The 22,618-nt window shown below is 36.2% G+C and carries 21 protein-coding genes; 18 read left to right on the forward strand and 3 right to left on the reverse strand.

Annotated features, from left to right (window positions below; translation table 11 throughout):
• Nucleotides 1-3: 3 nt before the first annotated feature.
• The 14 genes from ACQ96U_RS20130 (at nt 4) to ACQ96U_RS20195 (ending at nt 13,308) form a co-directional block, all read left to right on the forward strand.
• A complete protein-coding gene (locus ACQ96U_RS20130; protein ID WP_431723062.1) occupies nt 4-486 on the forward strand; it encodes a hypothetical protein in 483 nt (160 codons plus the stop codon).
• Nucleotides 487-730: 244 nt separating this feature from the next.
• A complete protein-coding gene (locus ACQ96U_RS20135) occupies nt 731-1,453 on the forward strand; it encodes a hypothetical protein (RefSeq protein ID WP_431723063.1) in 723 nt (240 codons plus the stop codon).
• Nucleotides 1,420-2,181, forward strand: a complete 762-nt coding sequence (locus ACQ96U_RS20140) for a hypothetical protein (RefSeq protein WP_431723064.1) — start codon at nt 1,420-1,422, stop codon at nt 2,179-2,181. Before ACQ96U_RS20135 ends, ACQ96U_RS20140 begins: the two co-directional genes overlap by 34 nt.
• Nucleotides 2,182-2,186: 5 nt before the next feature.
• Nucleotides 2,187-2,537: a hypothetical protein gene (locus ACQ96U_RS20145; protein ID WP_431723065.1), complete on the forward strand. Its 351-nt coding sequence runs from the start codon at nt 2,187-2,189 to the stop codon at nt 2,535-2,537.
• A gap of 26 nt (nt 2,538-2,563) precedes the next feature.
• Complete coding sequence (locus ACQ96U_RS20150; protein WP_431723066.1) at nt 2,564-3,268, forward strand: hypothetical protein; 705 nt, start codon at nt 2,564-2,566, stop codon at nt 3,266-3,268.
• A gap of 677 nt (nt 3,269-3,945) precedes the next feature.
• Nucleotides 3,946-4,020, forward strand: a complete 75-nt coding sequence (tnaC, locus tag ACQ96U_RS20155) for a tryptophanase leader peptide (protein ID WP_373687352.1) — start codon at nt 3,946-3,948, stop codon at nt 4,018-4,020.
• Nucleotides 4,021-4,292: 272 nt separating this feature from the next.
• Complete coding sequence (tnaA, locus tag ACQ96U_RS20160) at nt 4,293-5,714, forward strand: tryptophanase (RefSeq protein WP_431723067.1); 1,422 nt, start codon at nt 4,293-4,295, stop codon at nt 5,712-5,714.
• A 113-nt stretch (nt 5,715-5,827) separates the two neighbouring features.
• A complete protein-coding gene (locus ACQ96U_RS20165) occupies nt 5,828-7,042 on the forward strand; it encodes an aromatic amino acid transporter (protein ID WP_431723068.1) in 1,215 nt (404 codons plus the stop codon).
• Between the two features lie 42 nt (nt 7,043-7,084).
• Nucleotides 7,085-7,465 carry a Rid family detoxifying hydrolase gene (locus tag ACQ96U_RS20170; RefSeq protein WP_431723069.1) on the forward strand — a complete coding sequence of 127 codons (381 nt, stop codon included), beginning with the start codon at nt 7,085-7,087 and terminating at the stop codon, nt 7,463-7,465.
• A 450-nt stretch (nt 7,466-7,915) separates the two neighbouring features.
• Nucleotides 7,916-8,644: an autoinducer binding domain-containing protein gene (locus tag ACQ96U_RS20175; RefSeq protein WP_431723070.1), complete on the forward strand. Its 729-nt coding sequence runs from the start codon at nt 7,916-7,918 to the stop codon at nt 8,642-8,644.
• Nucleotides 8,645-8,968: 324 nt separating this feature from the next.
• The gene (locus tag ACQ96U_RS20180; protein ID WP_431723071.1) at nt 8,969-9,886 is read left to right on the forward strand and encodes a TauD/TfdA family dioxygenase; all 918 of its coding nucleotides are present in this window, start codon (nt 8,969-8,971) and stop codon (nt 9,884-9,886) included.
• Nucleotides 9,876-11,366 carry an AMP-binding protein gene (locus tag ACQ96U_RS20185; RefSeq protein WP_431723072.1) on the forward strand — a complete coding sequence of 497 codons (1,491 nt, stop codon included), beginning with the start codon at nt 9,876-9,878 and terminating at the stop codon, nt 11,364-11,366. The genes ACQ96U_RS20180 and ACQ96U_RS20185 overlap by 11 nt, the downstream gene beginning before the upstream one ends.
• A 2-nt stretch (nt 11,367-11,368) precedes the next feature.
• Nucleotides 11,369-11,959, forward strand: coding sequence for a thermostable hemolysin (locus ACQ96U_RS20190; RefSeq protein ID WP_431723073.1), 591 nt, complete (start codon nt 11,369-11,371; stop codon nt 11,957-11,959).
• Between the two features lie 146 nt (nt 11,960-12,105).
• A complete protein-coding gene (locus tag ACQ96U_RS20195) occupies nt 12,106-13,308 on the forward strand; it encodes a multidrug effflux MFS transporter (RefSeq protein WP_431723074.1) in 1,203 nt (400 codons plus the stop codon).
• A 35-nt stretch (nt 13,309-13,343) separates the two neighbouring features.
• Here ACQ96U_RS20195 and ACQ96U_RS20200 read toward each other — a convergent pair whose 3' ends face one another.
• Complete coding sequence (locus ACQ96U_RS20200) at nt 13,344-13,508, reverse strand: hypothetical protein (protein ID WP_431723075.1); 165 nt, start codon at nt 13,506-13,508, stop codon at nt 13,344-13,346.
• A gap of 54 nt (nt 13,509-13,562) precedes the next feature.
• On the opposite strand from ACQ96U_RS20200, the gene ACQ96U_RS20205 reads away from it, so the two are divergent.
• The 3 genes from ACQ96U_RS20205 to ACQ96U_RS20215 all read left to right on the forward strand — a co-directional run bounded on the left by ACQ96U_RS20205 (nt 13,563) and on the right by ACQ96U_RS20215 (nt 16,815).
• Nucleotides 13,563-14,165, forward strand: coding sequence for an acyl-homoserine-lactone synthase (locus ACQ96U_RS20205; protein ID WP_431723076.1), 603 nt, complete (start codon nt 13,563-13,565; stop codon nt 14,163-14,165).
• A 2-nt stretch (nt 14,166-14,167) separates the two neighbouring features.
• Nucleotides 14,168-15,202: a hypothetical protein gene (locus ACQ96U_RS20210; RefSeq protein WP_431723077.1), complete on the forward strand. Its 1,035-nt coding sequence runs from the start codon at nt 14,168-14,170 to the stop codon at nt 15,200-15,202.
• 368 nt (nt 15,203-15,570) lie between these two features.
• Nucleotides 15,571-16,815, forward strand: coding sequence for a chitinase (locus ACQ96U_RS20215; RefSeq protein WP_431723078.1), 1,245 nt, complete (start codon nt 15,571-15,573; stop codon nt 16,813-16,815).
• A gap of 237 nt (nt 16,816-17,052) precedes the next feature.
• Here the strand turns inward: ACQ96U_RS20215 and ACQ96U_RS20220 are convergent, their stop codons facing one another.
• Nucleotides 17,053-17,694 carry a site-2 protease family protein gene (locus tag ACQ96U_RS20220; protein WP_431723079.1) on the reverse strand — a complete coding sequence of 214 codons (642 nt, stop codon included), beginning with the start codon at nt 17,692-17,694 and terminating at the stop codon, nt 17,053-17,055.
• A gap of 694 nt (nt 17,695-18,388) precedes the next feature.
• Between ACQ96U_RS20220 and ACQ96U_RS20225 the strand changes: the two genes are divergently transcribed.
• The gene (locus ACQ96U_RS20225) at nt 18,389-19,990 is read left to right on the forward strand and encodes a M23 family metallopeptidase (protein WP_431723080.1); all 1,602 of its coding nucleotides are present in this window, start codon (nt 18,389-18,391) and stop codon (nt 19,988-19,990) included.
• Nucleotides 19,991-20,072: 82 nt separating this feature from the next.
• Here ACQ96U_RS20225 and ACQ96U_RS20230 read toward each other — a convergent pair whose 3' ends face one another.
• Nucleotides 20,073-22,070, reverse strand: a complete 1,998-nt coding sequence (locus ACQ96U_RS20230; RefSeq protein WP_431723081.1) for a neutral/alkaline ceramidase — start codon at nt 22,068-22,070, stop codon at nt 20,073-20,075.
• Nucleotides 22,071-22,618: the final 548 nt, after the last annotated feature.

Genomic DNA, 22,618 nt, shown 5'->3' on the forward strand with positions numbered 1-22,618 from the left:
GCTATGGTATATAAACTAAGTAAATACACAATACTAACGCTAATAACGATACATATGCTTACTGGCTGCAGCATTGGACCAACAGGTGTATTTGAGAGGTCAATACGCACTTTTGATAAAGAGGAAGGTATTGTTACTATTTCAGGTAAAATGCCTAAAGATTTTACCAATGTAATATTTAAAAACGAATTTGCTACAAAAACTAAAGCTTGCTTAAGAAAAAATGTTCTCACTACAGGAAAATATGAATCATATCGTGAGGTTATATATAACATCCAACCGTCAATAGATGACCAAGGGAATTATAAAGTAACATTACCAACAAAAATAAATAGCTCCATTTGTGACTGGGAACATATATCTATAGATATAATAGGGTATCATTATAATTCACCAGCACAAAGAATTTCCTCAGACAACCCAATAAAAATTTCAACCATAATATTTGTCAACGAAGAATCAGAAAAAAATATCATGTTCCTTTAAAATTAAGTCACACCATTAACTGTAGAAAAGAAACCATTCCAGATCCATCTTGGAATAAAGTATATATAAACTGTCCATATTATAATAAAGAGTTAGATATCGATAATGATATGGGATATGTTATCTTTGCTCACGAAAATAACCTTAAAGATAATCTTCATTTTAAAATCAACATACATCTATCCAATGATGTTCAAACAATAGACTGGGAAAAAGAAAGAAAAGAACATGGTTTTTGATTGCTATGGCATATAAACTAAGTAAATATACAGTACTAATTCCAATAATGATACATGTGCTTACTGGTTGCAGCATTGGACCAACTGGTGTACTTGAAAAATCAATACGCACTTTTGATAAAGAAGAAGGTATTGTTACAATCTCAGGGATCATGCCTAAGGAATTTACAACCATTGACTTTCGAAGCAGCTTTTATACAAAAAGTAAGCGCTGCTTAAAAACTAGTGATATAACTAAAAATGGCTTTGATGATTACCGAGAGATTTGGTACGACTATAAACCTAAAATTGACAGTAACGGTCAATACTCTATCTCTATCCCAACAAAAATTAATAGCTCTCTATGTGACTGGCATTCAGCTAGTGTCAAAATTATTGGCTATCATTACAATTCATCAAAACAAAGGATTTCTTCAGACAACCCAATAAAAATTTCAACCATAATATTTGTCAACGAAGAATCAGAAAAAAGATACCATGTTCCTTTAAAATTAAATCATACCATTAACTGTAGAAAAGAAACCATTCCAGATCCATCTTGGAATAAAGTATATATAGACTGTCCATATTATAATAAAGAGTTAGATATCGATAATGATATGGGATATGTTATCTTTGCTCACGAAAACCACCTTAAAGATAATCCCCATTTCAACATTAATATATATCTATCAAAAGAAGTTCAAGTAATTGATTGGGAAAAAGAAAGAAAAGAGCATGGTTTTTGATTGCTATGGAATATAAACTAAATAAATACACAGTACTAACGCTAATAACGATACATGTGCTTACTGGCTGTAGCATTGGACCAACAGGTGTACTTGAAAAGTCAATACGTACTTTTGATAAAGAAGAAGGTATCGTTACTATTTCTGGAAAAATGCCAAAAGAGTTTACTAATGTAATATTTAAAAATAAATTTGCCACCGAAGATAAACCATGCTTAAGAAAAAATATTCTCACTACTGGCAAATATGAATCATACCACGAAGTTAGATATAATATAAAACCTACAGTAGATAATAAAGGTAACTATAAAGTAACATTACCAACAAAAATAAATAGCTCAATTTGTGACTGGGAGCATATATCTATAGATGTAATAGGATACCATTATGATTCACCAAAGCAAAAAATATCATCCGAATCTCCAATTAAAATATTGGAAATAGTATTCATTACTGATAGCTCTGACCCCAAGTATAATATTCCTCTAAAACTAAATCATAAAATTCAGTGTAGAAAATATAAATCAATTCGTGCTGCTTGGGACGAAGCCTTTATTGATTGTCCTTATTATAACAAAGATCTAGACATAGATAATGACAGAGGATATGTCATATTAACTCACGAAAAATATCTCAAAAACAAATTACACTACAAAATCGATATTAGTTTAGAACAAAAAATAATAAAACTAGATAAGGTAAAAGAAAGAAAAGAACATGGTTTTTGATTGCTATGGCATATAAGCTAAATAAATACACAGTACTAACGCTAATAACGATACATGTGCTTACTGGTTGTAGCACTGGACCAACAGGTGTACTTGAAAAATCAATACGCACTTTTGATAAAGAAGAAGGTATTGTTACTCTTTCGGGTAAAATGCCTAAAGAGTTTAAGAAAGTTGTTTTCAAAAATAGTTTTCTAACCAAAAGTTCAGCATGTTTGAAAAGTAGCGATATTAAAAACAATGGCTATGATGATTACCGAGAGATTTGGTATGACTACACTCCCAAAATAGACAGTAGTGGTCAATTTTACATCTCTATTTTAATAAAATTTAATTTATTATCCGAAACTGCGTAGCACCAATTCTGAAGGAATAATATTTAATGACAAAAGCTAAATTCTCAAATTTGCTCATTTTTTTTGTGAAATTAGTCGTTATTTCTGGCTGTACATTGCAACACTATAAGTCCAACCTTACAGGACTTGCTATCACTCCACCTACAGAATCATACTGCATACCTCGTCAAGAGCTAGATAGCAGCTATTTTGATACAGACAAAATAGATATCAATAATTCAAATACACATGATAGAAATGTATATGCTATAGTTGCTTTTTCAGAAAAGTTAGAATCTATACTCGGCAATAGTGGCCCTTTTCCTGTTGTCAACACTTCTTACAATGGCATTAAGAGAAGTCATGGCTTCCCATTCATTTTTTTATACTCGATAATTACTGAAGATGGAAAAAGGGTTTACATAAATAATCCTAATGACACCTATAAAATGAGCAACATATCATTTTATGAATATATGGTACCTATACCGCTACTTGATGAAATTAACACTCAACATATAAATAAATACACATTCAACATAAGCAATAAGTACCAAGGTTTTCTAGTGTATAAAAAAGAAACTGATTTTATAAGCATTAATTCTTATGACATAAAATACCTATTAAACCATGGCAGTTTTTTAAAGCATAACGAAAGCAACAAGCCTATATATAAGCCTAACTGCAGAAATGTTGTTCCATTTCCACATTTCTTTCTAGATGAAGATACGGGCATGGAAGGAGTATTATAGGTTAATATTTATGTTACTCATATACACGTTATTTACTTTATTTTTTTCTTGCTTATCCCTAATTTTTTATACCCATCCACCAGGTATGAGTCATACAGGTATTAAGCTATTTTTTCCTCTTATTCTGTTGACGGTGAACGTTTTCGTGCTTGTAGCTGTTAAGCTTGCATCATTAGAATTAAAACCTGATAGCGCCACTTTTCATAAGTTTTATTGGGTATGGTGGATAGGTACAATTACTTACTTATTCATTCTTTATGATCAACAAGAAGACATTAAGTATATCTTCATGTAGTTAATAGTCTAATTAGTAACAACATCATATACTTTACTTTTTATTTTAAGCACCGTTTCTAAAATGAATTGCTTGGGTATGTTGCCGAACACCAAAAGCTAAAAACCTGATTCTTCCTCTTCATTCTGATACACAGGCTATGAATGACCTGTCTACATACCTATTAACGTTATGTGCTACAGATAACTGACTCAGTTAAGGCATAACTTACCGACTAGAGTTATGCTCAGTAGCCATAATATCTACACCTTGTTGTCAAAACCCTAATGGTTATTTTTTGTTACTAAATTCTCAATTTAATTTTTTTCCTGATGACTCCCTACTTTTATTAGGGATAATGTTGCCTGTAATTTGAAATGTTAGATTTCAAATAGGTGATAATATGAATCAGTACAATAATTCTAGTATCTGGTATATTCACGATTACAAAATTGCCTTCTTCTTTCCTTGTAAGTAATCCCTCCTGACCTTACATATATTGTTTTTAATTCCTTCATTAACTAATTTTCTTCTTCGTTTCTGAGAAGCAGATTGGCTGATAATTTCATATTCAACAAAGTTATTAAAGACAATATTTATATAAATTTAATTGCAATTAAATCCAGAAATAGTTTTGGATAGGATTTTTTTGACTTTTAAAAATTAGTTTGTGGTAACGATTACTAATCCGAATGTTATGGAAAAGATAATTTAGTTACTGCTTAACTCTTTTATACTAGGAATAACTTCGTGGATAATTTTAAACACCTTCCTGAACCCTTTCGTATTCGTGTTATTGAACCCGTAAAACGTACTACTCAAGCATATCGAGAACAGGCTATTTTACAGGCTGGTATGAATCCCTTTCTGTTAGATAGCAAAGATGTTTTCATTGATTTACTGACTGACAGTGGTACAGGTGCAATAACCCAGGAAATGCAGGCCGCTATGTTTTTAGGTGATGAAGCCTATAGTGGTAGCCGCAGCTACTATGCGCTCGCTGATTCAGTAAAAGATATTTTTGGTTACGAGTACACGATTCCTACACATCAGGGCCGTGGTGCAGAGCAAATTTATATCCCAGTATTAATTAAGAAACGAGAAAAAGAAAAGGGTTTAGATCGCGCTAAAATGGTGGCGATTTCAAACTATTTTTTCGATACTACTCAGGGTCATACCCAGCTAAATTCTTGTGTTGCCAGAAACGCTTATACCAAAGAAGCATTTGATACTTCAGTCAATGCTGATTTTAAAGGTAATTTTGATCTGGAGAAACTTGAACATGCAATTCTTGAAGCAGGTCCTGAGAATGTGCCATACATTGTTAGCACCATCACTTGCAACTCTGCTGGAGGACAACCTGTTTCGATTGCTAATCTCAAAGCGGTATATGAGATAGCACAACGTTACGATATTCCCGTTGTTATGGACTCAGCCCGTTTTGCTGAAAACGCTTATTTTATTCAACAACGCGAACCCGGTTATCAAGACTGGACTATTGAAGCGATCACTTTTGAAAGCTACAAATACGCTGATGCGTTAGCCATGTCCGCTAAAAAAGATGCCATGGTACAAATGGGCGGTTTGCTTTGCTTTAAAGATGATTCTCTGCTGGATGTGTATAACGAGTGCCGTACTTTATGTGTTGTTCAAGAAGGCTTCCCAACTTACGGCGGGTTGGAAGGCGGCGCAATGGAACGTTTAGCGGTTGGTTTGTATGATGGTATGCGTCAAGAATGGCTTGCCTATCGAATCAGGCAAGTACAGTATCTTGTTAATGGTTTAGAAGCCATTGGGGTTATTTGTCAACAAGCAGGTGGCCACGCTGCCTTTGTCGATGCCGGTAAACTTTTACCTCATATCCCATCTGACCAGTTTCCAGCCCATGCATTAGCGTGTGAGCTATATAAAGTGGCAGGCATTCGAGCCGTTGAAATTGGCTCATTATTACTTGGTCGTGATCCAGTGACAGGTAAGCAGCACCCATGCCCAGCAGAGTTACTTCGTTTAACCATTCCCCGTGCAACTTATACACAAACGCATATGGATTTTATTATTGAGGCCTTTGAAAAAGTAAAAGAAAACGCAGCAAAGGTTAAAGGTTTAGATTTTACCTATGAGCCTGAAGTTCTGCGTCATTTCACTGCGCGCCTGAAAGAAGTTGAGGATTAAATTCAATGATAAATGCAGCCTATTTAGGCTGCGTATTTTAAAGCCTCTCATACCTTAGAAAAATATCGACAAAAAATTAAATACTTAATTATAAAGATAAAGAGAATATAATAATGAATACTAAGCCCTCCCTACTCGGTGGGTCCTGCATCATCGCAAGTGTCTGTGTAGGCGCTGGCATGTTAGGACTACCCAGTGCTGGCGCAGGTGCATGGACAATTTGGTCTTTGCTTGCCATCACTTTAACCATGATTGTTATGACTATCTCTAGCTGGATGTTACTTGAAGCATTCAAGCATTATGATTTAAAAGTCTCATTTAATACCGTAACAAAAAACATGTTGGGAGATAAAATCAACATGTTCAATAATTTAGCCGTGTATTTTGTGGGTGGCATTTTGCTTTATGCCTACATCACTTCTTCAGGCTTGATTTTGCAAGAAATACTCAATATTAATAGCAAAATCGCTTCAGTTTTATTTGTTATTCTATTTTCGAGTTTTGTATGGCACTCTACACGCGCGGTTGACCGTATTTCAGTCGTTCTTATCGCTTTTATGGTACTCAGCTTTATATTTGGTGTGTCTGGACTTACCTTAAGTGTAGATATGTCTGTTTTGTTTGATACCATTAATCAAGAAGCTGAATATGCGCCTTATGCGCTCGCCATGTTTCCCGTCGCGCTCACTTCATTTGGTTACCACCACTCCGTCGCGTCCATGCGTGCCTATTATGGAGAGGAGCGACGAGCCAAGTATGCCATATTTGGAGGAACTATAATTGCACTTGGGCTTTATTTTCTTTGGATATTCTGTATTTTTGGTAACTTACCACGAAGTGACTTCAGTCCTATTATTGAGCAAGGTGGAAATGTTGATGCTTTGCTTGGCGCATTAGGTTCCGTGATCGAATCAGAAAAAGTAGCTAAAGCAATTAACGCATTTTCCATGGCCGCTATTCTGTCATCATTTATTGGTGTGGGTTTGGGTGTATTTGACTTTTTAGCTGATTGCTTTAAATTTGAAGATTGCAAACGCGGTCGAACAAAAACATGGTTTGTAACATTTATACCTCCTTTGATTTTGTCTCTGTTATTTCCTTTTGGTTTCGTAACAGCAATTGGTTATGCGGGAGGTATTGCAACCATTTGGACATGTATTATACCCGCACTGCTGGCGAAAAAGTCACGCACTATGAAATCAGGTAATGAAGGATTTATCGTCTCAGGAGGCTCTTTCATTCTCACATTCGTTTTTTTATTTGGTGTATTTATCGCTGCATTCCATTTTTTGGCAATGGCAGGCATGTTACCCATTTTTACAGGCTAACCCGAAAAATGATTCGCGAATAATATAAATGAGGAATATTAAATGACAGCAATTAAAACATCTCAAGCTCCAGAAGCGATTGGCCCTTATGTACAAGGTGTCAGTTTTGCCAATATGGTGATTACCTCAGGACAATTACCTTTAGATCCAATAACCAAAAAAATGTCCGATGATGTGGCCGAGCAAACAACCCAATCGTTAAATAATGCATTAGCGATTATTAAAGAAGCGGGCTTGAATGCGGGCAATATCATGAAAACAACCGTCTTTGTGAAAGACTTGAACGAATTTTCATTGATTAATGCAGCCTACGAAGCTTTCTTTCAAGCACATAATGCATCATTTCCTGCTCGCTCATGTATAGAAGTGGCACGGTTACCGATGGATGCTAAAGTTGAAATTGAAGTGATCGCCGTACGTTAGGTTCTAACAACGTTTATAAGGGCACCTCTAAAATGCTTTTTTTTAGAAGTGCCCTTAAATTTATTTATTTTATATACCTACTAAAACACCTTTACTACCTGTATAACAACTACGTATTTTCTACTTATATTTTTGTTTATCATTCATACGTAAATCATAGCATATTCACTCATACACCCAATAAATCCAGGTTAACTCTTATAATCGCATGAATTCGACTATCATTAACTTTAGACTTTAGTATAATACCCATCTATTCAGCTATTGTATTATAATAAAAACCATGATTCTCATTAAACCCTGAAAATGCTGCAATGTAAGTATTACACACACTTTTAAACGTATTTATTTGTATAAATTATATCCATTACTTTTATAAATAGTGTACTTACAATCTTCGCATGTCATTTTAAGCTAACCTTGCTGGGGCCTGTTAACACTATTCGTGATATGAACAAGATACTTGAACAAGCAGAGAAACTTAAACAAATTAAGTCAATAGAAGCACTAACACTGCATTGCAATGAAATTATGGATAGCCTGGATATTGATTATTATATCTTTCGCTATTACCCGCCATTACAATTGACAGAAGATGACATGCTTTCTTTTGGCAACTATCCAGAACAATGGATTGACTATTACGATATTAATGAATTGGTTAAAATTGATCCAATCCATCTTCATTGTAAAAGCCACAGTACTCCTATATTTTGGCAAGAAGCTAAGAAAATTAAGCAATTCAATGCAAGTGAACACCGCCAAGTTATGACGTTAGCAGAAAGCGCTGGCCTTAAAGATGGTATAACAATACCTGTTCATGGCCTGCGCAGAGGGGTTGCTTTTCTAAGTACTGCTTTTCATAGAACGATATCCATTGAGAAGGAAATTCGCAATATCGCTAATATTCAATGGATTACACCATTTATCTATGAAGCCGTTAATCGGATAGAATTAAGTAATTCACAAAATAAAACGGTGCTTTCAAAGCGAGAAAAAGAATGCCTAGCGTGGGCCAGTAGTGGTAAAACATCATGGGAGATCTCTCAAATATTAGGGGTTTCTGAAAGAACCGTTAACTTTCATTTAACAAATGCAACACAAAAAACCAATTCATCGAATAGAATACAAGCAATAGCACGCTCAATTATCCACGGAATTATTGAACCAATGTACTAATTTCAGTATATCTAATACACACATCATTCAACGGCTACATTAAATATCTCTTAAGTATTTTACTTGCTCATTGCTGGCCGTTTGTCACTCAGATCTTCATCACCTATATCAATACCTGTCAAGCTCGCAGTATCAGCGAGTCAACGCTTTGTTATTCATTTTTGTCTGACAAAACCGATATCACAAGTAACAGTAACCTGGCTTTATCCTCACAAAATTTTTTTCCAAAACCTGTCATTTTAGCTAGTTATGTAGCTCCGTATCTCTCCCTATAATTTAAACCACAAAATCACCATCCTAATAAAGAAACACGGTATAACAATAATGAGTACTTTACTTGAAAATAATAAGTTATCTTCGCTCTTTGATTACTTTGGAACGACTATTTTTAGCCACAATAACGAAGATATAAACCAGCTCCCTTACCAATTGCTCATAAAGTCATTGGCAACATCCGGCGTCGTCTTACTTCGGAATTTTGACGTCAATGTGCATACTTTTAGTACATTTATAGAAAATAATTCTGATTACGTCACTTTCGACCCTGCTCGAAAACCCACGACAAAAAGTACAGCAGAGATACAAGCAGGTGATGTAGAAATGGGTTTACATATGGAAAATGGAAACCTTCCATTCTCCCCAGAACTTCAGTGGTTTTATTGTGGGAAGGCTGCCAAAGAAGGTTCAGAAACTACATTCTGTGACGGTTTGACGGTATGGCAAAAACTATCACCCATGACCCAGAAGAAATTTTTAAATAAAAAAGTTAAATACTCGCGCGATATTCCTTGGGAAAATGTCAAACGTTATTTATCACTTGAGTTACAACAGCCTGTAGATAGAATTACTGACGAGCACCTTGAATATGTTAATGCAATTATTCCTGGCCAAACCTACACGCGTATAAATGATGAATCAATTCATTCTGAATATGTTGTTTCAGCCGTAATTGATAATGTATTTAATACTGGCCCTTGTTTTTGTAATTCACTAATGAGTCCTAGTGTGAATTATCGGCCTCCTAAAATGACCTGGGAAGATGATACTGAAATCTCTGAGTTTGTATGGACTGAGATTAAAGATATTTGCGAAGAATATACACGTGATCATAAATGGCAAGATAATGATGTTATTATCGTTGATAACACACGGGTTATGCATGGTCGCAGGAAAGTACTAGATCCTTTACGCAAAATGTTTGGTGCACAAAGCTACCTGGTGGGAGGTAACAATGTTAAGTAAACGTATTCTGAAGTATTTAAATGAAACACCCGATCGTGTTTTCGCAAAAGACATTAATGGCACTGAATATACGCTTGATCAATTACGGAATGATATCAATCTAGTAAAAAATAATTTGGCCGCGCATAATTTATCATTAAACGGCAAAATTGTGGGTATCGCCATGCGCTCAAGCTATGAATGGATCGTAACACATTTTGCGACCATGGAGCTTGGTACTATTTTACTGCCTGTTCCCCTAGAATTTGCTGATGAGCAAATTGCCAGTTTAATGACCAAGGCCACCGCTGTTTTTGTGGCCGATGAACAGCAACATAAGCGAATTAACGCGATATTACCTGATAAACTGTGTATTAATGCAAAAGGTGAGCCTTTAAATAAAAATAAATTAGGTGATATGGTTGAGATACCTGCGGGATTACTTTCGATTATTCATACATCAGGTACGACGTCTAAACCCAAAGGGGTCATGATTCGAGATGAAGCATTGAATATTCTTGTTAATAGTTTATTCAAGCGTGTGCCTGCTCAGCCACTGCATTATCTTTCAATTGTGCCAATGAGTCTTTTAATTGAACAAGTATTGGGTATTTACTTACCATTACTGTCTGGAGGCACCATTACTTTTATGCCAAAAGCCATGACTGAATATGGCGCAGGTATAGGAGAGCCAATTGATTACCTCAATTTAATAAAACAGGCTACACCAAACTTTATTTATTTACCGCCTAAGTTACTTGAGGAAACGAATAGGGTTTTAGAAGAAAGTGCTGATAAAACAACTTTATTCGGGTCAGCTATCGACTTTGACAAACTACATATTATCACTGGAGGTGCAAAAATAAGCCCAGAAATCATTCAGTCTCTCGATAATCATAATATTAACGTTTTTGAAGCCTATGGATTAAGTGAAAACAGTTCAGTCATATCAATTAACGGCCCTAATGAGCGAAAAATTGGTTCCGTTGGAAAGCTATTAGATGGCATTGTACCAAAGTTTGTTGATGGTGAACTGCTTGTCAAAACACCTACACTCTGTGCTGGTTACTACAACGCTGATGACACAGCTTGCGATTTATCTGATGGTTATCTCCATACAGGTGATATTGCTGAAATACGGGATGGTTATCTCTATATTACTGGGCGTAAAAAACATGTAATTATTTTGTCTAACTCACGGAATTTATCACCTGAGTGGGTTGAGTCCATTTACAAACAAAGCTTACTTATTGATGATATGATTGTTATCGGAGAAGCCCAAGCCTATCCAACAGCCATTATTTTATCAAAAGCAGATAAACATGCTATTCATAATGAATTGCATAAGTATCATGATCAAATAGCTAAATTCGCTCAAATCAATCACTTTGAGCTTATAAATGACGTTGATGCATTTAGAGGCCAATATTATACCGTCTCAGGTAAGCCAAAACGTAGCGAAATTGATCAATCATTCTCAACCAGTTTATACAGGAATTAGTCATGGGCTTTGATTTACTGATCGTAAAAAAAGAAACAGCTTTTTACTCTGATATTCAGGATATTGTCTCACAAAAATATCAACAAGCTTTTGATGCTAACGTTAACCCAAGCCCTGATGAATTTATTGTTCTTAAATCAAAAAGTGAACAGCTTGCAGGTGGTATTTTTGGCTTCACTCAATCAAATAATGCTCTGTTTTCAGAGCATTATCTTGACAATCAGCTTCAGTTTATTTGTGGTGCTAAGCGTTCACAAATAGCCGAAATAGGATCATTTGCTTCTCACCAAGTCAGTAAAGCAGGCAAAACAGTGATGAGTTTAATGCCCCTACTGATGCATAAGCGTAATATTAAATATGTGGTAATGACTGCCACCAACCGTGTACAAGGCATTTTAGACGAGCTGGAAATTTCTTATGAGGTTATTACTCAAGCTAAGCATTGCCGAGTAGCAGACCCAAATGTTAATTGGGGTAGCTATTACGAAAATGATCCCCAAGTATGTCTTATTGATATTAAACAAAGCATATTAAATACACTGAGTAATCACTATGCCAAGGAACTTAATATAAATTTTAATGTTGCAGCCTAAGCTTAGTCATAATTATTTATAGCGATTGAATACAATACATCAGCAGCTGATATTCGTTTTTTGGATATACCCACCCCATATATCACTAGTTTACTGAGTGTATATTCGGTGGGATGTTTTTTAACTAATCCATATAAGGAAGCGATATGGACAAAAGGTATGAAAATTTTATCATTTTCTTAGCCCCTTTTATTAATAGTGTGGCAGGTATTGCAATAGACCTTTATGCACCCAGTTTACCGTCAATCGGGCGAGAGTTTTCGGTAAACAGCACCATCATGCAAAACACAATCACTATTACATTATTAGGCTATGCAATCGGTCAACTTTTCTTTGGTTTTATGTCAGATTATTACGGGCGACGTAAAGCGATTAATTTTGGTTTAGTGCTTTTTATTGTCGGTAGCCTTATTTCAATGTTCTCTTCAGATATTACAACCCTTCTTATAGGAAGAGCTATTCAAGGTTTTGCGATTGGGGCCTGTCAAGTCGTTGCTCGTGCAGTGCTTGTGGATAACATTAAAGGGGAAAGATTCTATATTGCCATATTATATTTAAGTCTGGCATTCGGTTTAGGCCCTGTCATTGCCCCTTATATCGGTGGATATGTTGAAGAACTGGCTGGCTGGCGTTATAATTTCTTACTTTACAGTGTTTATAGTTTCACGATTTTATTATTTGTCTATTTTGGTTTAAAAGAATCTTTAGATCCAGCGCATAAAAAGCATCCATTCGAGTCAATGAAAGGTATCAAGCTAATGTTAGCGGATATTCGTTTCTCGTCTGGAATTATTGTGCTGGGTACAAGTTTCTCTTCATTCTTAATCTGGAATGTGATTGGACCATTTATTGTTCAAGAGCATTTATCATTAAGTTCCAGTTTCTTTGGACAAACAGCTCTAGGGGTTGGATTATGTTACCTGGTAGGTACTTTAGCAAACCGGGTTTTAGTAAAAAGTTTTAAACCTTTTAAATTGATGGGCCTAGGTCTTTTATTATATGGTGCTGGCCTGATTGTTATTATTTTCAATTTAAATGGTATTGATCTTTATACTGTATTAATTGGCACCATGTTTATTGCATTTGGACAAGGCTTCCTATTTTCCAACGCTATGGCAAAATGCATGTCGTTATTTGTTGATCGTGCTGGAACATCAGCTAGTTTACAAGGCTGTTTGATGCTTTTAATAGGCTCAACTGTCACTGCGTTAACAAGCCAGATTACTATTACCAGTAATTTAAATGTTGCAGAAATATTTATTTTGTTATTTTTGATACAACTTGCCAGCGTCATCGTTCTTATCAAATCAAGTTCAACGCGCTATGCAGTGCAAGCTCAGGAGTCATAAAACTCACCCTATAGTTTAACCCTTGACGATAAATCTTAGCGTTCACCATCAAATAAAGAAGCCCCAAAACCACTGTAAATAAGTTCATTTGGGGCTTCTTTATATCGCAATACACCACATGTATCACACCTCTCTAATAATACGGTCCCTCCCTTAGCCCCTAAATAAATCCAATACACTGTTATATTTGTCAGTTTCACACCGATCACTTTCAAAATAACATACTTATTAAATGATTTAGGAGATCTGAGAACATGATCGCAACAGCAATTTGCATGGTAAACAAACGCAGCCAATATCCTTCAAGTACATTATATTCAATGCATGATTTACGTTATAGAATATTTTATCAACGTCTTGACTGGGAAGTCCCTATAAATGCAACACAAGAAAAAGATGAATATGATGATTTAGAGCCTGCTTATATTATTGCCAAATCCCCTTCTGATCAAGTTGTTGGCTGTATGCGGCTTTTACCCACAATGGGTAGTTATATGCTTAAAGATACTTTTCCAGAACTGTTAGGTGACTCACCCGCACCACAATGTAACTCTATTATCGAGATTAGTCGCTTTGCTGTGGATAAAGACTATAACTTCTTGAATAGTCATGGCATTAACTATGTGTCATTAATGTTATTTAAAAACTTGTATTTGTATTCAACATCTCACGGCTATACATCCGCTGTAGCCGTCACTACCCCTGCTATTGAAAAGTACTTAAAGAAAATAGGCATTAAAGTTAAACGTATAGGTGCACAGAAAGCAATGCTTGTTGGGAATAGTAAAGCGATTGCTATCCAGTTCAATTTGGACCTTAACTTTTACCTGACTATTAGATCTGCACTTAATCAATAATTATGAATACTTCTGACACACATTATATGTCAAAAGCGTTAAATATCGCTGAACAACAAAAATTGATGAACTGCAAACCGCCTTATATCGGTTGTGTTATCGTCAGCCAAGATGCCAATATTATTGGCACTGCCTGGTATGACCACGAATTGCACTGGTCCATTGTAATAAATGAAATTTCGTCATTAGCCGACGCTTGCCATCAGGCAACTCTCTATATTACACATTGTCCAGATAAAGGTTGCCACACTGATTTTGAAGCATGCATCAGTATTATACGTGATTATCAGATTAAACACGTTATCTTTGGCAGCTTCACGAGTGAAAATATTGAACAAGTACCTTTTATTAAAGCAATGAGATTACAGGGCATACAGGTTTCAGTAGGGGTTCTAAAAAATGAATGTTTTGCAATAAATAAATTTTTTTACAATGCTTATACAAAGCACTTACCCTGGTTATGTGGACAATACACCATTGACTTTAGCCAGCAAGATTACCCAGTATATCAAAATAGTATATCATCGCTTAAATTATTTGATATTTGCAAACAGTATGATGCGTGGATAATAGCCCCTGATTTTATTCCGTACTTAGTAAATAATGATGACTTTACCCGTATTCTGGCACATACCTTTGGATCAATTATTGTTATAGATAGCAACCTTGAAAAAAGTAAACAATATCTAGAAATACTACCCTCTCATAAAACGACTGTTTATCACTCATCCCCAAATACGCCTTTGGAAAAAACAGGTGATCAACCTGAATTTCTACCCATTCCCATTAAAAGTACTACACAAGCAGGTTATTATATTGACTGGAAGTATATTCTCAGTAGTTTAGTAAACTCTGATATATATTCAGCTGTTATTAATATTGATAGTGCTCTTTTACATGAGTTATATACATGTAATGTGTTAAATGAAGTCGATATTAGCTTTCATCCAAGTTTTAATGCTGACGACAAAATCAATTACACCTCCGTTGACTACAACCCTATTCTTGGAGGACTTAATATTCAATATACTTTATAAACTATGATGCTTTTTTATTGCAGTGCCAAACATACAAAAGCTAGCGTTCACGTCTTACCGCTAAAATTTATTCGTTGTTTGGCTATTATTTTTCTTATCATTCACATTCAGCCAAGACACGCAAACATAATCAGTCATTTCTTCACTATACTCAATCACACTTCAGGTTTTCACTTTTCACATATCACAATGTATATATAGTCAAATATTATTTACATCCTACTCGAAACTTATTCTATATTTTTAAAAGCAACTTCATAGCTACTATGTTTATGGATTTAGCTTTATGGCTCCTCTAAAAATCTAAGTGAACGGAATAGGCTTTATACCGAATAACGGTTAAGCCATACGACAACAAGGAAAGTAAAATGAAATATTCCCATTTATCCTTAACCTGTTATACGACCATTATTTATCTCCTTGGGTTACCCATTACCTCATATGCTTATCAAACAAAACGTTTATCTACTCATCAAGTGCTTTATACCATTCCACTAAGCGAGCTAAAAAAGAAAGAAATAGCGTTAACGGATACGCCTCTTATGAATAAAGTAAAGGCGTCAATTGCAACGCTTGATAACGATTCTGTTAATGCAATAAAACCAGGCAGAGCACTCAATCCTGATAATGTAAAACGAGTAGAATCATTAATTTCTCAAGATAATTGGAATTATCTTTTTAGCAAAAGAAACAGCGCTTATACTTACAAACATTTTTTACAAGCTATTGGGAAATTCCCCGCTTTTTGTGGGGACACTGACAAAGCGTTAAATGCTGATAAAGTTTGTAAAAAATCACTCACCACGATGTTTGCACACTTTACTCAAGAGACTGGGGCCCATGCACCTAATTGGGATCTTCCAGAATGGCGACAAGGTTTATATTACGTTAGAGAAGTTGGCTGGACTGAAGATATGCGAGGAGGTTATAACGCTGAGTGTAATCCTGACACTTGGCAAGGACAAACATGGCCTTGTGGCAAATTTTCTGATGGTTACTTTAAAAGCTACTTTGGACGGGGCGCTAAGCAACTTAGTTATAACTACAACTATGGCCCCTTTTCTGATGCTATGTTTGGCAGTATCAGATCTCTTCTGGATCACCCCGAAAAAGTAGCAGATACCTGGCTAAACATTGCCAGTGCGGTGTTTTTCTTTATGTATCCTCAACCCCCTAAACCCAGTATGTATCATGTTGTGAATGGCACTTGGCAGCCAAACCAACACGACCGAGATAACGGCCTAGTTCCAGGTTTTGGTGTCACCACACATATCATAAATGGAGGCATTGAATGTGGCGGTTCAAAAGAACACAAGCAGTCACTGAATCGAATTTATTACTATCAAGCATTTACCAAGTACCTCGATCTTGGCGTTCCCAATGATGAAGTTCTAGGTTGTGCGAATATGAAACGTTTTGATCAGTATGGCAGTGGAGCACTTAACATCTACTGGGAACAAGACTGGCGATGGGATCCCTCAACCCCAACAGGAAAAAGCTATGCTTGCAAACTCGTGAGTTATCAAACACCTTTTACTGCTTTAAAAACAGGGGATTATATAAAATGTGTTCAACACCACTTCGATGATTTGGTGATTGATCCTGAAAGTTAGATAAATCTTTACCCACAACGAAGGATTTTTAGGGGCGGCCGTCAAGTGATGAAGTTCCAGGAGCTTATAAATAATAAGTGACTGGACTGAAGAATGCGGACAACAAACCCTAAAATTCATTCGTGAAGGGTATATATAAAAACCCCAGTCACTTATGAGTAACTGGGGTTTAGATCAGTCAATACATTTTTCTCAACTAATTGTTATTCCTAAACAAAGGTCATAGATAAATTTAACTTAGACAAAAGTTATATAAGGCAAAATTGACTGCCCCAAAACCCACACAAAGTGAAAAATTGGTAGTCCAGCTAAGCTTAATAGTATTAATCCAAAGAATAACATCGTGCCATAACGCTCATTAAGCACTTGATAGGCTATTCCTGCTTTTCTTGGCAGTAAGTAGGGAAGTATATAGTGACCATCTAGAGGGCCTATAGGCAGTAAGTTAAATACCATGATGATTAAATTAAAAATCGCCAAACCTGTGAAAAAGACCCCAGGTCCATCCCCTGCAAACATTTCAAGGCCATTATTAACGCCAAACATATAAAGATTGATAGCAATCACTGCTATCAATAAATTCATTATTGGCCCCGCAGCCACAACCACTAAACTGGCATTTGGTGAAGTAAAATTTCGTGGATTGGTGGGTACGGGCTTGGCGTAACCAAAGCCAACGCATAGCGCCATAAGAAAGCCCATAACATCAAGATGCGCTAATGGACTAAGAGAAACACGCCCTAATTGCTCTGCTGTGCGATCACCATAATATTTTGCTGCATAAGCGTGGCCAAATTCATGAAATGTGAACGCTATAATGAGTGATATAGCAAATAAGATGAAAGTGGCTATCTGACCGTGATAAAGCAACTGCAACATGTACTTCAATTCCTTAAGTCATACCTATAAACGGACTCACACATAACGTTAAGCAGCTAAGGTACGTAATAACACAGGCTGCTATTGTACTAAGCACAGGACAAAAATCAATTCTTGACACGCGTTACACAGGCAATAAGCCATTTAATGATGCCAGATTATGTCAGTGAGTTACCTAGAAATCTTGCACTTAAATTTTGAAGTACTCTGCATATTTTTTCTTAGTGTGAATTAAGGGCATCTCTAAAAAAGTGCATTTATAGAGGTACCCTTATCTGATAAAGCTGAAAGGTTTTGATGAGGTAATCAATAGCTTGAATTAGACTAAGCAAATAATTCTAACTGATTCTTAGTTTTATACTTTATCTTAAGTATTTTCTTTTTGTATCAATTCATTTGAATTTTTTCACATATTTTACCTCACCACCATGTAATTATTAATATTGTATCAACAAACAACTGTTGGATATTTTTTTAAAGCAAAATCATATTTACTCATTAAACCTCCTTGGTAAAAGGACTATCAATCAATAGGTACCCATTGCAAATTATTCAACATACTTTACAGAGCAATACCCTAAGCTAAAGGTCTAAACGAATAAGAGTCTAATAGCTACGTCAAAGTCCACATGTATACCCATAGTGAAGGGTACAAAATAATTTGTGTAAGGGAATTAAGTACAGGTGATGTACAATGAAGATTTATCGCTTAAATAAACCAGTTAGACCAGACGCACCTTCTGCACAACATCAAATGCAAAAAGCTAAGCAAGTGTCAATTAGACAACGTTTTATACCTCAAGCATTGCTCACATTAAGTATTATCAGTGCCAGTACTGTAATGTGCACCCTGAATGCTCAAGCAGATTCAACCCAAACCAAGCAGCTTGAATACTTTCCTATACAACAGTTGATCTATTCACCAGATGAAATGGATCAGTTCAACTTAGCAATCTATCTAGCACAACATGCCCCTCATCTTAGCCAATATGCCGAGGTGATCTCCCATTGGAGTGGATATACCAGTATAAGTCCAAAAGTCCTACTGGCTTTAATGGAGCAACAATCAGGCATTATCTCCAACCCATCCCCTTCAGCTGAAGACCTACAATCCCCCTTTGGCAAACTTTCAGTGAAAATAGGCTTTGAGTTACAGGTTGAAATTATTGCGAAGCGACTCGCCAAGCTGCATTATCACCCAAAAGATTCATCCACAAATTTAAATACTCAAGCAGCAGAGACTTTACAGCTTAACCAAGCCCAAACAGTCAATCAATTATTTACGACTGGTGTTGCGAATGGAGAATTAACTGCTACAAATAACGCATCAAATTTAAAACACTTTATTTCAACCTACAATCAATTGTTTCCAAACGAGCTTGGCAACAATCAGTTAGCATTGACTGCACAAAGTTACGAGCAAACGCCCCCAGACACTATGCTTCAATTGCCATTTCCTGTGGGTGAATACTGGCACATAGGTGGTGCTCATACGAACACTGGCAGTGGTGATCGTCCTCTATCATCACTGGATTTTAATAATGGAGGATACTGGGGAAGTGATACGTCGAATCAATGGGTCTCAGCCGCCGCATCAGGGGTAGCTAAAGTTCACTCGTCCTGCTCACTTGAAATAACGCATAATAATGGTTGGTCAACTCATTATTATCATTTATCCAATATTCAAGTACAGACAGGTGATAAAGTCTCAATTAATCAGCCTATTGCTAATTATGCCGGCAATCAGTCACAAGCACTTTGTAATGGAGGACACTCTACAGGCCCTCATCAACACTTTAGTTTGAAATTACAAGGCCGTTATGTGCACCTCAATGATGTATCCCTCTCTGGTTATAAAATCCATACTGGGCGTAGCAGTTATGACAGTAATTGTAGCTTCTTTTGGCTGACAAAAGATGGTGATAAACACTGCTCAGGTCGTATTTATAACCCTGGAGTTAATAGCAACAATGATCCTGGAGGAGAAACACCTTTACCACCAAGTTCACCTCAACCCCCTACCGATCCACAACCTCCAACTAGTCCAGACTGGCCTCAGTTACCATTACCACCAAACAACACAGGTCCAGACTTACGTGGGCTACCGGGTATGATTTGTAATATTGTGGCAACCTCAATTTGTGCAGGCACTAGTCCAGCAATAACGGCTCCACAAAACAACCTATTTCCTGCATCAGAGCAGGAGCGGGAACAACAGCAACTCACGAACCCGAATATAGATTTTTGTCAGCTTGCAAAGTCTCTTTGTAGTATTATTGACAGCCAGTTTCCTTGATATTCTCAAAGGTATGGCAACCACTGAAAAAGAAACTGCCGCAAATGCGGCAGTTTTTTCTTTGATAGATCAGATACTCCGTTCATTTAAGTCCAACATAAAATGTTTTACTGACGCCACTGTATGGTTTTACTTTACCTGTAATGGGTTGCCGAAAAGCACCTACATGTCGAATACGGTAAAGCCCATCTGTTGTATTATCAGGTATTTGCCAGCGAATGATGACATTGGATGATCCCCAAATAGGATCAACCCGGCGCCACTGTAAACTTGTGCTCCAATCATTGTCTGTGGCAACGGTCTTCCACTGACCTTGATAAAATTGTTCAACATACAGATAGCTTTTACCTATCCTTAGATCATTACGTAAATGTCCAGACCAAAATGTGACAACCACTTCATCACCTGTCTTATATTCACTTTGCGCATCACGCTCTACCATACCAATTTGTTTACTTAATGGTGCTTGATCATGGATAACAGGTAGATCAAAACTCATCTGATGCTTGCTTAAATCACGAGGCTTAGGCTCCTGCTTATAAGCATTCTGTAATTTATTTATATCATGTAAACTTTGTGCTAATTCACTCACCGCTTGTCGATAAGCAGCTAATGTCCAAGGACCAAAATGAGTCGATCCTCCTTCATAATGTTGTGCATTATATTCTTCAAATGTTGTGATATAACCTGAATACGCATTACTGTATCCTGCCATTACAGTTACCCTTGCGTCAGGGTAATACTTTGTTAATGTTTGCAGAATCCTACGACCAGCCATCACGGTAAATTCCCCAGGTAAAGCCACCACAACAAACTGTCCCAATTGAATTAAGCTTATGGGAAGTATTTCCGGACTCCATGGAAATGGCTTTGCATTACCTTGTGCTAATAAAATAGGTTTAGGTGCATGACAGGTCTTTTGTTGCGCTGTTGGTTGAGTTAACAACCCAGTAATGATCTGCCAAAAAGGATTTTCTTGTAATTGACCTTCATGAAAAAAATCCAAACCCCGCCCATCCTCAGTACCAGCCGCAAATGCATACCCCAATGCTGCAGTACAGGTCTTCTCCATTTTTCCTGAGGTAAATTCTCTCCGTACACTCTGCTTACTCATATCAATATATAAGTGACGATATTGCAGGTTACCATTAATTTTTTGGCCTGATTGTAATACAAGATCACGTGCTTTTTTAAATTGTAACTCACCAATGCGTTTTGTACTTTTCTCAGCTGTGTTTCCAGGTCCTGAGCCATCTAAGTTAATATTTGGTGTCATATCACCTGCATTTGATTGAGCAAAAGCCGAGACAATATTTATGCCCCATACGTCTTTGGCGTACTTTTCAAATAAATAGGCTGCATAACCTTTATTATCAGGATTTATAAGCTTATTTTCTTTTGGCATAGACACACCATGTGTTGGAAACCAACTTAACACCCCAACCAGTTGCCCTTTTTGTTTAAAACTAAGCACAACCATTCTTGTATCTTCTGCCGGGTAGTCTCCTGCATCCTTGTTCTGTAAGTAAGCCTGTAAAGAACGGTTACGATTAGCACCGTCTAAATGCCCCTGATTTGTAAATATTTCACCCGGCTGAAGATTTTGATGTGCTTCAAAAATAGCATTGACAATGCCTTTAACAATTACGTCAAAATTTTGTTTAATAAACCCTTTTGTCGTAATGTTATACAATGCATAGTGTGAAAAACCTCCGGGGCCTGAATGAGTATGAGTAGCACTAATAACTACATTACGGTGATTATAATAACCTGGTAATACTTTATTTAAACGAGCAATTACTGCTTGCTTAACGGCCTGAAAAGCCATTCCAGTATCAATAACAACGTAAACCACTCTATCTTTGGTAATTTGATCTTTTATAATGAATACTCGAGCCCACAGTCGACTTTTAATTCCCTCTGCCACTTGATTTAAGTCAGCATATCCCATAAATAATACTTCAGCCGCAGGTCCCGTAATATCAGCCTTACCGATACCAATATCAAACCTTGCGTAAAGTGATAAAGAAAACATATAAAGAAAAATCAATAGTCCCATATTTATAATTTTTATTTTCATTTTATTTTGTCTATCCTTGGCAAACTTGTTATTATTTTATCAGTGGTGCTAAATATTCCCTATGAACAGGGCATATATGAACCGTCATATAAACTACACCCTTTCGTTAACATACTGCTTTTCAGTCATAGCAAAATTATTTGCCAACACGTATCAACTTGTATCGACATATAATAATTGCGACAACCACTTTGTTACACCTAATGATTAAATATAGACAATGAAGCAAGTAATAAAAAAATATAAACTATTTGTAACAAATCTTATTTATCAACACTACAATCAGTAGCATTCATCATTTTAGGTTTTACACAGTAAAACCCTCTGGTTTTATTGATTACCAGCATAAGTATAAAAAGTCATTTTCAAGCATAAAAGTCAAAAAATAAACTTATATTCTCGCCAATTACATTTTTTTACTTTGTTACAATTAACCAAAAGATAAAGTCTATGCTAATCAGTTAGCGTACTTCTTTATACTCAATAAAGGTCTATCTAAATTAATACCCATTCTAAATGCTGCAAATTAGCGCACCCTGCACCAACAA

Origin of the sequence: Zooshikella sp. RANM57 (genome assembly GCF_050749885.1) — a bacterium.
Taxonomy (GTDB): Bacteria; Pseudomonadota; Gammaproteobacteria; order Pseudomonadales; family Zooshikellaceae; genus Zooshikella.

Coding starts and splice junctions, on each gene's coding strand:
- ACQ96U_RS20130 (WP_431723062.1), top strand. CDS start 4: ATGGTATATAAACTAAGTAAATACACAATACTAACGCTAATAACGATA.
- ACQ96U_RS20135 (WP_431723063.1), top strand. CDS start 731: ATGGCATATAAACTAAGTAAATATACAGTACTAATTCCAATAATGATA.
- ACQ96U_RS20145 (WP_431723065.1), top strand. CDS start 2,187: ATGGCATATAAGCTAAATAAATACACAGTACTAACGCTAATAACGATA.
- ACQ96U_RS20150 (WP_431723066.1), top strand. CDS start 2,564: ATGACAAAAGCTAAATTCTCAAATTTGCTCATTTTTTTTGTGAAATTA.
- ACQ96U_RS20165 (WP_431723068.1), top strand. CDS start 5,828: ATGAATACTAAGCCCTCCCTACTCGGTGGGTCCTGCATCATCGCAAGT.
- ACQ96U_RS20170 (WP_431723069.1), top strand. CDS start 7,085: ATGACAGCAATTAAAACATCTCAAGCTCCAGAAGCGATTGGCCCTTAT.
- ACQ96U_RS20175 (WP_431723070.1), top strand. CDS start 7,916: ATGAACAAGATACTTGAACAAGCAGAGAAACTTAAACAAATTAAGTCA.
- ACQ96U_RS20180 (WP_431723071.1), top strand. CDS start 8,969: ATGAGTACTTTACTTGAAAATAATAAGTTATCTTCGCTCTTTGATTAC.
- ACQ96U_RS20185 (WP_431723072.1), top strand. CDS start 9,876: ATGTTAAGTAAACGTATTCTGAAGTATTTAAATGAAACACCCGATCGT.
- ACQ96U_RS20190 (WP_431723073.1), top strand. CDS start 11,369: ATGGGCTTTGATTTACTGATCGTAAAAAAAGAAACAGCTTTTTACTCT.
- ACQ96U_RS20195 (WP_431723074.1), top strand. CDS start 12,106: ATGGACAAAAGGTATGAAAATTTTATCATTTTCTTAGCCCCTTTTATT.
- ACQ96U_RS20205 (WP_431723076.1), top strand. CDS start 13,563: ATGATCGCAACAGCAATTTGCATGGTAAACAAACGCAGCCAATATCCT.
- ACQ96U_RS20210 (WP_431723077.1), top strand. CDS start 14,168: ATGAATACTTCTGACACACATTATATGTCAAAAGCGTTAAATATCGCT.
- ACQ96U_RS20215 (WP_431723078.1), top strand. CDS start 15,571: ATGAAATATTCCCATTTATCCTTAACCTGTTATACGACCATTATTTAT.
- ACQ96U_RS20220 (WP_431723079.1), bottom strand. CDS start 17,694: ATGTTGCAGTTGCTTTATCACGGTCAGATAGCCACTTTCATCTTATTT.
- ACQ96U_RS20225 (WP_431723080.1), top strand. CDS start 18,389: ATGAAGATTTATCGCTTAAATAAACCAGTTAGACCAGACGCACCTTCT.
- ACQ96U_RS20230 (WP_431723081.1), bottom strand. CDS start 22,070: ATGAAAATAAAAATTATAAATATGGGACTATTGATTTTTCTTTATATG.